Source organism: Streptomyces sp. STR69 (assembly GCF_024519455.1).
GTDB lineage: Bacteria > Actinomycetota > Actinomycetes > Streptomycetales > Streptomycetaceae > Streptomyces.
In genome coordinates this window covers 591,598-603,895 of sequence record NZ_JALJRY010000001.1, presented here as the reverse complement: position 1 = coordinate 603,895, position 12,298 = coordinate 591,598, and the positions used below count along the sequence as shown (strand labels likewise).

12 protein-coding genes are annotated in these 12,298 nt (G+C 70.0%); 3 read left to right on the top strand and 9 right to left on the bottom strand.

The window, feature by feature from the left end:
- On the top strand, positions 1-948 hold the full coding sequence (locus OC490_RS02835) for an ABC transporter substrate-binding protein (RefSeq protein WP_262056123.1): 948 nt from the start codon (positions 1-3) through the stop codon (positions 946-948).
- A gap of 6 nt (positions 949-954) precedes the next feature.
- Here OC490_RS02835 and OC490_RS02830 read toward each other — a convergent pair whose 3' ends face one another.
- Genes OC490_RS02830 through OC490_RS02820 form a run of 3 tightly spaced genes read right to left on the bottom strand, consistent with a single transcriptional unit; the run spans position 955 to position 2,617 of the window.
- Positions 955-1,680, bottom strand: a complete 726-nt coding sequence (locus OC490_RS02830; RefSeq protein ID WP_262056122.1) for an isocitrate lyase/phosphoenolpyruvate mutase family protein — start codon at positions 1,678-1,680, stop codon at positions 955-957.
- A complete protein-coding gene (locus OC490_RS02825) occupies positions 1,677-2,123 on the bottom strand; it encodes a carboxymuconolactone decarboxylase family protein (protein WP_262056121.1) in 447 nt (148 codons plus the stop codon). The genes OC490_RS02830 and OC490_RS02825 overlap by 4 nt, the downstream gene beginning before the upstream one ends.
- Positions 2,120-2,617: a carboxymuconolactone decarboxylase family protein gene (locus OC490_RS02820; protein ID WP_262056120.1), complete on the bottom strand. Its 498-nt coding sequence runs from the start codon at positions 2,615-2,617 to the stop codon at positions 2,120-2,122. The genes OC490_RS02825 and OC490_RS02820 overlap by 4 nt, the downstream gene beginning before the upstream one ends.
- 151 nt (positions 2,618-2,768) lie before the next feature.
- Between OC490_RS02820 and OC490_RS02815 the strand changes: the two genes are divergently transcribed.
- Positions 2,769-3,254: a carboxymuconolactone decarboxylase family protein gene (locus OC490_RS02815; protein WP_262056119.1), complete on the top strand. Its 486-nt coding sequence runs from the start codon at positions 2,769-2,771 to the stop codon at positions 3,252-3,254.
- 131 nt (positions 3,255-3,385) lie between these two features.
- Here OC490_RS02815 and OC490_RS02810 read toward each other — a convergent pair whose 3' ends face one another.
- Genes OC490_RS02810 through OC490_RS02785 form a run of 6 tightly spaced genes read right to left on the bottom strand, consistent with a single transcriptional unit; the run spans position 3,386 to position 11,275 of the window.
- Positions 3,386-4,189, bottom strand: a complete 804-nt coding sequence (locus tag OC490_RS02810; RefSeq protein WP_262056118.1) for an aminotransferase class IV — start codon at positions 4,187-4,189, stop codon at positions 3,386-3,388.
- 16 nt (positions 4,190-4,205) lie between these two features.
- The gene (locus OC490_RS02805; RefSeq protein ID WP_262056117.1) at positions 4,206-5,375 is read right to left on the bottom strand and encodes an FAD-dependent monooxygenase; all 1,170 of its coding nucleotides are present in this window, start codon (positions 5,373-5,375) and stop codon (positions 4,206-4,208) included.
- On the bottom strand, positions 5,372-6,934 hold the full coding sequence (locus OC490_RS02800; protein ID WP_262056116.1) for a class I adenylate-forming enzyme family protein: 1,563 nt from the start codon (positions 6,932-6,934) through the stop codon (positions 5,372-5,374). Before OC490_RS02800 ends, OC490_RS02805 begins: the two co-directional genes overlap by 4 nt.
- A gap of 23 nt (positions 6,935-6,957) precedes the next feature.
- Positions 6,958-8,481 carry an AMP-binding protein gene (locus OC490_RS02795; protein ID WP_262056115.1) on the bottom strand — a complete coding sequence of 508 codons (1,524 nt, stop codon included), beginning with the start codon at positions 8,479-8,481 and terminating at the stop codon, positions 6,958-6,960.
- The gene (gene pabB, locus OC490_RS02790) at positions 8,478-10,667 is read right to left on the bottom strand and encodes an aminodeoxychorismate synthase component I (RefSeq protein WP_262056114.1); all 2,190 of its coding nucleotides are present in this window, start codon (positions 10,665-10,667) and stop codon (positions 8,478-8,480) included. Before pabB ends, OC490_RS02795 begins: the two co-directional genes overlap by 4 nt.
- 29 nt (positions 10,668-10,696) lie before the next feature.
- Complete coding sequence (locus OC490_RS02785) at positions 10,697-11,275, bottom strand: antibiotic biosynthesis monooxygenase (protein ID WP_262056113.1); 579 nt, start codon at positions 11,273-11,275, stop codon at positions 10,697-10,699.
- Between the two features lie 207 nt (positions 11,276-11,482).
- On the opposite strand from OC490_RS02785, the gene OC490_RS02780 reads away from it, so the two are divergent.
- Positions 11,483-12,262, top strand: a complete 780-nt coding sequence (locus OC490_RS02780) for a DUF3050 domain-containing protein (protein WP_262056112.1) — start codon at positions 11,483-11,485, stop codon at positions 12,260-12,262.
- Positions 12,263-12,298: the final 36 nt, after the last annotated feature.

Sequence of the window (12,298 nt, the reverse complement as noted above, 5' to 3'; positions counted from 1 at the left end):
ATGCGAGTCCGTACGACCGCTGCCGTGGCGTCGCTGGTGCTGCTCACCGGTTGCGGCGCCGCCGACATGACCAAGCAGGCCTCGCCCTTCGCCAACGCGCGGGGCGCCAGGACCGTGACCCTCTCCGTCCAGTCCTGGGTGGGCGCACAGGCCAACGTGGCCGTCGCGCAGTACCTGTTGGAGCACAAGCTCGGCTACCGCGTCGACACCGTCCAGGTCGACGAGGTCCCCGCGTGGGACGCGCTCAGCCAGGGCCGGGTCGACGCGATCCTGGAGGACTGGGGCCACCCCGACCAGGAGAAGCGCTACGTCGACGACAAGAAGACGATCACGCGCGCGGGCGGCCTCGGGGTGACCGGGCACATCGGCTGGTACGTCCCGACCTACCTGGTCAAGCAGCACCCCGACATCACGAACTGGAAGAACCTCGACAAGTACTCCTCGCTGTTCCGCACGGCCGAGAGCGGCAACAAGGGCCAGCTGATGGACGGTTCACCCTCCTACGTCACCAACGACAAGGCGCTGGTGACCAACCTGAAGCTGAACTACCAGGTGGTGTTCGCCGGTTCGGAGGCCGCGCAGATCACCCAGATGAAGCAGTTCGCCAAGGAGAGGAAGCCCTTCCTCACCTACTGGTACGCACCCCAGTGGCTGTTCAAGAAGGTGCCGATGACCGAGGTGAAACTCCCCGCCTACAAGGAGGGTTGCGACGCCGACGCGGCCAAGGTCGCCTGCGCCTACCCGTACACCCCGCTGCAGAAGTACCTCAACACGGACTTCGCCGGGAGCGGCGGCAAGGCGGCGGCCTTCCTGAAGAGGTTCAGGTGGACGACCGAGGACCAGAACGAGGTCTCCCTGATGATCGCCGACCAGAAGCTGTCACCGGCGGACGCGGCGAAGAAGTGGGTGGACAGCCACCCCGCCACCTGGAAGGCATGGCTGTCCTGACCCCGCTCACGGCCTCTGCAACTGCCCGGCCATCCCTTCCAGAGCGAGTGCCGCCCAGCGCTGGAGCCCCGGCCCGAACGTGACGCGAGTGGCCCCGAGTTCACCGAGTTCGGTGGGCGAGGGGCCCTTGCCGTCCAGCCGGCCGAACACGTTGACCGGCCCCTGGACACCGGACCGCAGCAACGGCAGTACGTCCGCCGGAGCGTCGATCGGATAGACACAGTCGGCACCCGCGGCGACGTACAACGCGGCCCGCTCGATGGCCCGTTCGGGGTCGCCGTCGCCATACGCGAAGGTGTCGACGCGCGCGTTGACGAACAGCCGGTCGGCCGCTGCGGACCGCACCTCGGCGAGCCAGTCGGCGTGCTGCCGTGGGTCCTTGAGGACACCCCCGGCGGAGTCCTCAAGGTTGCACCCCACGGCCCCGGCCTCCAGAAGCCGTTCCACCAGTTCCTTCGGCGTGAGTCCGTATCCGTCCTCGACGTCCGCCGACACCGGCACGTCCACGGCCCCCGCGATCCGCGCGACCGCCGCGAACATCTCGTCCACCGGCGTCGCCCCGTCCTCGTACCCCAGCGAGGCGGCGATCCCGGCACTCGGCGTGGCGAGCGCCGGGAACCCGGCGTCCACGAACACCCGCGCACTGACCACGTCCCAGGGCCCGGGCAGCACGAGCGGGTCACCGGGGAGCCGGCGCTGATGCAGGGCCCGGAAGATCTCCGCCTTGCTCATGCCTGGTAGCCCCCGGGCTCGATACGGCGGCTGACCATCACCCGGTTCCAGTTGTTGATGGCGGTGATCAGCCCGATGAGATGGGCGAGTCGGCCTTCGGTGAAGTGCTCGGCGGCTCTCGCGTACACCTCGTCCGGCACGAAGCCTTCGGTGATGACCGTCACCGCCTCGGTCAGCGCCAGCGCGGCCCGCTCCCGCTCGTCGAAGACGCCCTCGGCCTCCTCCCACGCGGCCAGCAGGTCCAACTGCCTCTCGCTCACCCCGTGTTCGCGGGCTATGGCGAGGTGCATGTCCAGACAGAACGCGCAGTGGTTGAGCTGCGAGGCCCGGATCACGACGAGTTCGGCGAGCGCGGGGTCGCCCAGGCCCTTCTTCGCGGCGGCGCTGAGTGCGGACAGCGCCTGCCCCACCTCACGGTCCAACAGCCTTGTCCGCACGGTCACTTGTGCTGCCCCGCCTGGTAGTGCCCCGGCACCGTCCGCGTGCTCACACCGAACCGGTTCCACGCGTTGATCACCGTAATGGCGGCGATCAGCTGCGCCAGCTCGGCCTCCTCGAACTGCTTGGCGGCCCGCTCGTAGACCTCGTCCGGGACGAAGCCGTCCGTCAGCACGGTGACCGCCTCGGTCAGTTCGATCGCCGCCAGCTCCTTCTCGGTGTAGAAGTGCCGGGACTCCTCCCACGCCCCGAGCTGGACGATCCGCTCGACGCGCTCGCCCGCCGCCAGCGCGTCCTTGGTGTGCATGTCGAGGCAGAACGCGCAGTGGTTGAGCTGCGAGGCACGGATCTTCACGAGTTCCAGCAGCGTCGGGTCGAGGCCCCGGCGAGCGGCCGCGTCGAGGCGGACCATCGCCTTGTAGACCTCGGGCGCGAGCTGGGCCCAGTCCAGGCGGGGGCTGTGTTCGGGGGCGTATCGGGCGGTTTCCTCGGTGGTCATGTCTCCACCCTAGGCTTCGGGCGACCTCGCGGCATGGGCCACTTCCGTGCCGAAAACGTGGGTCAATCTCGACACCGGCCCGCTCGAACAATGTGACCGTATTCGGTCCGTTTCCCATTCCTGAATACAACGGAGCGGATAGAGTCGGCTCATGAGTAACAGTGATGCGATAACCCGTGTGGCATTGAAGAAAATCACGCCCGACGTGTCCGCCGCGATGGGCGCCCTGCACGCCGCCGCCGTGTCCGCGGCCCAGGACGCCAAGGTCGAACCGGAAATCCTGGAACTGCTCAGGATCCGCGCCTCGCAGCTCAACGGCTGCGCCTTCTGTCTCGACATGCACACCAAGGACGCGCGCGCCGCGGGCGAGACCGAGCAGCGTCTGTACGCCCTCAGCGCCTGGCGGGAGACCCCCTTCTTCACCGAACGCGAGCGCGCCGCGCTGGCGTTGACCGAGGCCGTGACCCTGGTGCACGACGGACACGTGCCGGACGCCGTGTACGCCGAGGCCGCGGAGGTCTTCGCCGAGGAGCAGATCGCGGCGCTGATCTGGGCGGCCACCGTCATCAACGCGTACAACCGGACCGCCATCGCGACCCGGATGGTGCCGGGGGGTTATCAGCCGGCGAAGAAATAGCGCCGAGGGAAAACGTCCAGGAAAAACGTCCAGGAATAGCCGGGAAACAGGGCCGGGAAACAGGGCCGCGAAACAGCATGCAGAATACGGGCATCGGCAATGTTCGCCGATGCCCGTCTCCTTTCGTTCCGCTATTTCTCCGGCAGCGGCTCCCCGATGTTCTCCAGCCACGTCCGCCATTCCGGGGCACGCTCGGCCGGTGCGGTCCGGAGCAGCCCGCCCATCCAGGCCGTGACCGGGCGGATGCCGTGCAGCGCGTTCACCAGCCACACCTCGCGGCCGTCCAGGTCGGCCACCGTCCGCTCGCGGTGGGCGACGCGGAGACCCGTCCGCCGGGCCCGTTCCTGGACGAGGGCGGCGGTCACTCCGGGCAGGACCGGCAGCTGCGGCGCGGGCAGGCACAGGGTGTCGTGTTCCCACCACAGCACGCTCGCGGTGGCCGCCTCCAGTACGACGCCGGAGGACGTGACGAGCAGCGCCTCCTCGGCGCCCTCCTCCGACGCCCGCTTGCGGACCTGGGCGAGGGTGTCCAGGTCGGGACCCTTGCGGCGGGGGACGATCCGGGGATCGCGCTGGCCCGCCGCCCAGACCCGCACGCCGGTCCCGAGCGGTGGCGCGGGCCGGAGCAGGAGCCGCAACTCCATTGATTCGGCGGCGAGTTCGACCCGCGGAAACCACTCGCCGGTGCGTGGCAGCGCATCGGTCACGTCCCGCCAGAACTGCAGCAGCCGGCTCAGCGGCGGCCCGCCGGCCTCGCCGCAGGAGTGCAGGAACCGCTCCTGATGCCGTTCCAGGTCACGCACCCTGCCGTCCCGCACCAGCCAGGAGTCCGCCACCAGCAGCCGTCCCCCGGACGCGCCGGCAGGAGTCAGACCCCGGCCCGGCGACCATGCCGAGAGCCCTTCCACGACGACCGGTTGAACTGATTGAGTCACAACTGCCCCTTTCCGCTCAGTACTTGCGGCCCGCTACAGCCGGCGCCCCGTGCCGTGGCCCGTACGGCGCGTGCTCCAGCCACGATCCGCACCACGGCAGCACGGGCGCGAGTGCTGCCGCCGTGCGCTGCTTGACCCGGACGATCCGGCGCCGGGGCCGCAGCTGGTCCAGTGCGGCACCGGCCGCGGCGCTGTTGAACAGCGCCGCGGACCGCCGTACTTCGGCGAACGGCTCGACCGCCCCGTTGGCGATGGCCTCCGCTGCCGCCGCCGCGTCCGCGATCCCGCTGTTCATCCCCCGCGCCCCGAACGGCGGGAAGAGATGGGCCGCCTCGCCGACGAGCAGCACCCTCCCGTGCCGGTCGGTGAAGGCGGCGGCCACCTTGCGCAGGAAGCGGTACGTCGACACCCACAGGATGTACTCGGCGTACCCGTCGCCGACGACCGCCGGCAGCCACTCCCGTACGGCCTCCTCGGTCCCGAACTCCTCCTGCGCGTCGTCGTCCCGGCACTGCAGGTCGACCTGGAACCCCCCGGTGAACGGCACCCGCATCACACTGCGGCCACCGACGCCCGGATGCTCGTAGTGGAAGACCCGCTCCAACGGCAGTTCGGCGCCCGGGACATCGGCCACGTCGACGACCACATGGAAGCCCTCGCCCCTGCTGCCCTCCATGAGGATGCCGAGCGAGCCGCGGACGACGGAGCGGGCGCCGTCCGCGGCGACCGCGTACCCGCAGTTCCACTCCCGTCCGTCCGCGCAGCTCAGTGTGACGCCCGTCGGTGTCGTGCGGACGTCCGTCACGCGTGCGTCCCACGCGAACTCCACCCCGGCCCGTTCGCACGCGGCCCGCAGGAAGCGCTCGGTGTCCACCTGGCGCAGGCTGGTGAAGGGCGGCGGGCCGGACGGAGGGGGGAAGGTGCGGGAGTAGACCTCGCGGCCCCGGTACAGGGTCCGCCTCGTGTGCCAGGTCCGCCCGTAGGAGGTGATCTCCGTGGCGAGCCCGGGCAGCATGCCGTCGAGCAGTCCGAGGGTCTCCCGGTGCACGAACAGGGCGCGGCTGCCCGGGCGTTCACGGTCCTTCGGGTCGGCCTCCAGCAGCACGACCGGCAGTCCGCGCGCCCGCAGCGCGAGCGCCGCCGACAGGCCCACCGGACCCGCGCCGACCACCGCCACCGGAATCACGCGTGCACGCCCGCCGCCAGCATCCTGGTGATCTCCACCCGTTTCACCTTCCAGGTCGCGGTCATCGGCAGCTCCTCGAACCGCCATTGCCGGGGCTCGGCCATCGCGGGCAGGTCGGCCGTGGCCTCCCGCCAGCGCTCCGGATCCAGCGTCCGTTCGCCGCGGACGCACACCACGGGCACGGGCTCCCGGTCCGCGCCGGGCACGATGACCACCTCGCGCAGCTCCTCCAGCCGGTCCATCAGGACGTCCTCGACCTCCAGATTGCTGTGCACGGAGTCGATCTGGTCGATCTCGCGGTCGATCAGGTACAGGGCGCCCAGCCTGCTGCGGTAGCCCATGTCGCCCATCTCCCACCAGCCGTCGTGGAGTTGACGGTCGTAGCGGTCCTGCATGCCGAGGTAGGTGAGGATCCGGCCCCGGGTGCGGGCCTCGATCCGGCCGGGTGTCCCGGGGGGCGTGGGCCGGCCGTCGGTGCCGGTGACCCGGACGCGGGTGAAGCCCGGTATCCCGATGCCCACCCGTCGCCCGTCGGCCCGGGCCGCACTGCGCCGGGTGAACCACTGGAAGGCGACCGGGCCGGTCTCGCTCTGCCCGTAGAGCTGGAGCAGCCAGGGCGCACGTCGCGTGGAGGCGTCCAGCAACCGCCGTACCGTGCGCGGGTGGATCGCGTCGAACGTCGAGCCGTAGGACCGCACCCGCGACAGGGGTGCGCCGGGCGCGTCGGCCAACTCCTCCCACAGGACGAAGGTGTTGGGATGGGTCTCGACGATGCCGGGCCGGTGCCGGGCCAACAGCGGTGCCACGGCTGCCGGTTCGGGGTCGGTGATCAGCACCAGCGGGCTGCCGAACCGCAGCAGGACACCGAGCAGATGGTAGAAGCGCGAGTGCACGAACGACATGTGCAGTGCCGCCGTCTCGCCGCGTGTGGGCCAGCCCATCGCCTGCTGCGGGATCAGCCGGTTCCACATGGTGTTCGGGCAGTGCACGGCGAGCTTGGGGATGCCGGTGGTGCCCGAACTGTGCGTGATCAGGGCGGGCTCGCGCGGGTGCAGGCGCACCGCCGCGGGACGCTCGGCACCGGCGTACTTCGTGAGGGGTTCGGCCCCGGGCGCCTCGTCCACCGACAGGACGCCCCGCACCGGGAGCTCCAACTCCTTAAGCGGGCCGTCCAGTTTGGCCCGGTCGGTGATCAGCCACGGCCGGCGCAGCCGGCCGACCAGTTCCGCGACGACGGGTCCGGCCAGCGCGGGGGAGAGCAGCGCCGGTACCGCGCCGATGCGGGAGATCGCACAGGTCAGCAGCACGATGTCGACGTTGTCCGTCTTGTGTACGACCACCCGCTCCGAGGGCCGTACCCCCGCCTCCCACAGCCGGCCCGACAAGTCCTCGACGATGTCCGCGACAGCCGCGTAGGTCAGGTCGACGCCCAGTGCGGGATGGGTGTCCAGCGGCCGGTCCAGGGTGACGTGGACGGCTCCGTGGCGCTCTGCCGCCCGCCGGAAGAGCGGGCCCAGGTAGTACCCCCGGTCAGTGAGGGGGAGGTGCTGCTCTCGCATCTGGCCGTTCCTTTCTGTGGTGGTCACCAGGCGCCCAGGCGGACCAGGTGGCGGCGGAGTTTGCCGGTGGGGGTGCGGGGGAGGGACGGGACGAGGCTCACGCTCCGGGGCACCTTGAAGGCGGCCAGGTGCGCGCGGGCCAGCCGGATCAGGTCGTCCTGGAGGCCCTCCGGGACCCGGGTGACGGGGACGACGAAGGCGCGCAGCCGGCTCGCCCCGGTCCCGTCGGTGACGGCCGCGACCGCGACCTCCTTCACCGCCGGGTGGGTCCGCAGTACGGCCTCCACCTCCAGCGGGGAGACGGTGATGCCGCCGACCATCTCCATGTCGTCGGCGCGGCCCAGATGCCGGAAGGTGCCGTCCGGCTCGCGGACCGCCCGGTCGTGGGTGGCCAACCAGCCGCCGACCAGGGTGCGTTCGCTCTCCTCGGGCCGGTTCAGATAACCGGGGGTCACCGTCGGGCCGCGTACCCACAGCTCGCCCTCGGTGCCGTCCGGCACCGGGCGGCCCGCGCGGTCGCGCACCTCCACCTCGAAGCCGGGCACGGGGCGGCCGACGGTGCCGGGGTGGTTGTGCCCGACGCTGTTGGCGCAGAAGGCGTGACCGGCCTCGGTGGAGCCGATCTGTTCCAGCACCGGCGCGCCGAGCAACTCGGTGACGCGCCCGCCGAGTTGCTCCGGGAGGCCCTCGCCCGCCGACACCGCGGCACGCACCGAGGCGAAACATGCCTCGTGCCCGCTGCCCCGGTCGGCCACCAGCGCGGCGTACGCGGACGGCACGGAGTAGAGCAGGGTCACCCGGTGCCGGGCCACCAACTCGTCGACGGCGGCCGGGGTCGGGCGCCGGTCCACCAGGACGGCGGAGGAGCCGGAGAAGAGCGGGAAGACGAAGGCGTTGCCGAAGCCGTAGGCGAAGTAGAGCTTGGACACGGACAGGGTGACGTCGTCCTCGGTGATCCGCAGCAGCCGCCGTCCGATGAGGTCGTGGTAGGCCTTGGGGTCGCCATGCGTGTGTACGGCGCCCTTGGGACGGCCGGTGGTGCCGGAGGTGTACTGGACATACAGCGGCGCGTGCGCGTCGACCGGGTGGGAGAGGGTCGGTCCGGCCGCGGCGGTGAGCGCGAGCAGCTGGTCGGCGCCGAGACGGGACCGGTTGGTGAAACGGTCCTCCAGGCCCGGTCCCGTGACACAGAGCACGGCCTCGGTGTCCGCGGCCATGAACGCCTGGTCCGCTGCGGGGAGTTCGGGATTGACCAGTACCGCGACGGCGCCGAGCCGGGCGGTCGCGAGGAAGGCCGTCACCCAGGCGATGCCGTCGGGCAGCGCCAGGACCACCCGGTCACCGGGCCGAACTCCGTGACCGGCGAGGACGGTGGCGGCGCAGGCGGCGAGCGCGTGCACCTCGCCGTGGGTCCAGGTCCGGTGCCCCTGGTGGAAGGCGGCCCGCCCGGCCCATCCGCGTCGCTCGGCCAGCCCGGCGAGCTGGGCGGCGAGGTTGCCGGGGGCCTCGGCGTCGGCCGGCGTGAGCACGGTCTGCGGAGTCGTCATCGCACGGGCTCCTCGGTGGCGGTGTGCTCGCCGCGGACGCGCTCCGCGCGAAGGGCGGCGTGGGCCGCCGTGTGCTCCCGCTGCTCGTGTATCCGGTCCCCGGTGTACTGGTGCAGGGCCCGCATCTGGGCCGCCGTCTTCAGCAGCATCTCGTCGTACTCGCCGACCGGATCGGAGTCGAGCACGATCGCGCCCCCGGCGCCCAGCTGCATCAGCCCGTCCGCGATGACGGCCGTACGGATGACGATGTTGAGATCCGCGCCCCCGCTGCATCCCAGATAGCCGAGGGCACCGGAGTACACACCGCGGGCCTCGGTCTCCAGCCGGTCGATGATCTCCAGCGTGCGCAGCTTCGGTGCCCCGGTCATCGAGCCGCCGGGAAAACAGGCCCGCACACACTCCACCGCGTCCGTGCCCTCCCGCAGCCGGCCCTCGACGGTGGAGACCAGCTGGTGCACGGTCGCGTACGTCTCGGTGGCCATGAGCCGGGTCACGCGCACCGACCCGGTCCGGCAGACCTGGCCCAGGTCGTTGCGGAGGAGATCGACGATCATCAGGTTCTCGGCACGTGTCTTGGCGTCCGCGGCGAGTGCGTCCCGCAGCCGGGCGTCCTCTTCCGGATCAGTTCCGCGTGGCGCCGTGCCCTTGATGGGACGCGCCTCGGCGATCCCGTCCCGGGTGATCCGCAGGAACCGCTCGGGGGACGAGCCGACCACGTCGACATCGCCCATCCGCAGAAAGGCCGCATACGGGGCCGGGTTGATCCGGCGCAGCACCCGGTAGAAGTCGTAGGGGTCCGGCGGAGCTGGTAAACGGGCCGCGTTCGTCAGACAGATCTCGTAGCTGGTGCCCGCCCGCAACTCCCGCTGACAGGCCTCGATGTCCGCGAGATACGTCTCCCGGTCCCGCACCAGCCATGGCTCGGCGGCACCGAGGTCGGGCTCGACCAGGGTGGGCGGTGGCGGGCGTTCGGCCTCGGTGGCGACGAAGCTCAGCTGGGCCAGCGCGCTCTCCAGCCAGTCGTCGGCCTCACGCGCGGCCCGCGGGGTGTCCTCGGCGAGGCAGACCGCGTAGGTGAACCCCTTCAGATGGTCCACCGCGATCAGCCGGTCCGCGAACAGCCAACAGGCGTCCGGGACGTCGGACGAGTGCCGGTTCGCCGAACCGCAGTCGGCCTTCGTCTCGTACCCGAAGTAGCCGACGTACCCCCCGGTGAAGTCGAAGGGCAGGTTTCCCGCGTCGACATGACGCGTCGCCAACTGCCGTCGCAGGTAGTCGAAGACGCTTGCCGTGACCTTGCGCGTCGGGCGTCCCGACCGCTCGATCTCGCAGGCGCCGGCCTCGACGTCGTAGCGCACGAACTCCGCGAGCGGACCGCTGTCGTCGCCGAAGAACGAGAACCGCGACAGGCCCTCCTCGACCAGGGCGCTGTCCAGCCAGAACGCCCGTTGTGACGCCCCGTACATCCGGCTGAAGGCGCCCTCCGTGTCGACCGCGCCCGCGATGCGCCGCGTGTGCAGCCGGTAGGAGGGACGGACCGCTTGCCGGGGACGCGGTATCGCCGCGACGGCCGGAGTGACGGCGGTGTTCTTCGTACGGGGTCTGCCGAATCGTTCCGCCGTGAGATTGCGGAAGTTGACGAGCATGCGGTGGCCGTACTCGGTCAGCACGGACTCCGGGTGGAACTGCACGCCCCACAGCGGACGGTTGCGGTGCCGCAGCGCCATCAGGACACCGTCCTCGGCCCAGGCGGCGGCCTCCAGGGTGTCCGGCAGCGGCTCGGGTACGGCCAGTGAGTGGTAGCGGACGGCGGTGAAGTCCTGAGGCAGCCCGTGGAACAGGTCGCGTCCGTCGTGCCGGACCGTGGACAGATGCCCGTGCCGGGGTTCTGGCGCGGTCGTCACCCGGGCGCCCTCGCCGAGCGCGATGCCCTGGTGGCCCAGGCAGACGCCGAGCACGGGGATCGGGGACTCGGCGAGCACGGCGGCCGCGATGCCGAAGTCGCGCGGCTCGCCCGGATGCCCGGGCCCCGGTGACACCACGGCATTGTCGAATTCCGCGAGATCCGGAATTCCACCCGGGTCGTCATTGCGGATCACAACCGGTTCCTCGCCGTTGACCTCGGCGATCAGCTGGAACAGGTTGTAGGTGTACGAGTCGTAATTGTCGATGAGCAGGGTCTTCACCCGCCCACCTCCCTTGGTTCGCGCCGGACCTACGCGGTCCGTCTTTTATGTCGTCCGCGGAATGCCTGGAGCGGCGGATACAGCCATTTCTTGAGGAAACGCTGGAGCCGCGGCATGAGAATCCAGGTGACGAGAGCCGTCACACACAGGCATAAAAGAAACGTGCGGACGAGCGGATTGAGGCCGCCCAGATAAGGAAGAATGATCAGATTGAACAGGAGCACCGGCGGAAACACCGCGCTCATGTTCACGAACCACAGTTTCCATTTCGCCGGCGGAGTGGGGGTCTTCGGTGCGGCGGTCTGTGAGTCGAACCACACCTTGGAGCCCCGCACGCTCCTGCGCCCGGTCTGCCGGGCGAAGTCCGCGGCCTGTACGTCCCATTGGGCCCGTGCGGTGGAGTCCTCCCAGGCCCGGACGGTTCCCTCGCTGGCGAAGCGATAGACGACATGCCACTCCGCCTCTCCGTCGACGAGTACACCGCCTCCCAGGAAGCCAGGTTGCTGGGCACTCGCGTTCAACATCGCCCACGCCCACGGTTGGAAGTCGGGCCCGCGGCCCGGCACCACTTGAAAGGCCATGGTGACGGTGACGTGATTACTGGTCACACGGACAGGTACGCAGAACCTTCACGTCACGTTCAAATATCAACAACGTTTTTTCGATTGCCCGTATCGTGACCCTTTATCAGCCTTTTGGTCGCCTTCGCGCACTCTGTCGAACCGTACCCGGGGTAACTTTCCCCAAATTCCGGGAAGCGCTTGCAGGTCGGTCTTCAATGGCTGCACGATCGCTCTCCCGACCGAAGGAGAATCATGTCCAGGTACGACTGGGATATGCGGCACGAGGGAATCGACAGGGCTCGTTCGGTGATCGAATCCGCGCGGAAAGAAGTGACCGCGCACCCGATTTACCAGCGCATCGACAGCCGCGAGAACATGGCGACGTTCATGGCCCACCACGTCTTCGCGGTATGGGACTTCATGTCCCTGCTGAAGTCCCTGCAGCGCGAACTGACCTGTGTCGACGTCCCCTGGGTACCGCGTGGCTCGGAAGTCAGCCGGCGGCTCATCAACGACATCGTGCTGGTCGAGGAGAGCGACGAACTGAACGGCGGTTTCACGAGTCACTTCGAGCTGTACCGCGCCGGAATGACCGAGGCCGGCGCCGATACGACCCGGATCGACGCGTTCCTCGCGCTGCTGATCGAGGGGCACGGTGTGCCGGCGGCGCTGCGCGGGGCCCAAGTCCCAAGCCCGGCCTCCGAGTTCGTCCGCACCACCTTCGGCATCATCGAGGAACGACCGCTGCACTGCCGAGCCGCCGCCTTCGCCTTCTCCCGCGAGGACCTGATCCCGGACATGTTCGACCAGGTGATCAAGAAGGAGGGCACAGAACGCTTCCCCCTGTTCTGCGACTACCTTGCCCGCCACATCGAGGTCGACGGCGAGGAACACACCCCCATGGCCATGCAGATGGTCGCCGACCTCTGCGGCACGGACGACCGGCGATGGGAGGAGGCGGTGGAGACGGCGACGCTGGCACTGGAGGCACGGTCACGTCTGTGGGACGGAATCGTGGCTGCTATGGAGTGAGGTGGGGTGCCGGGGCGGGTGGACGGGGCGAGACTG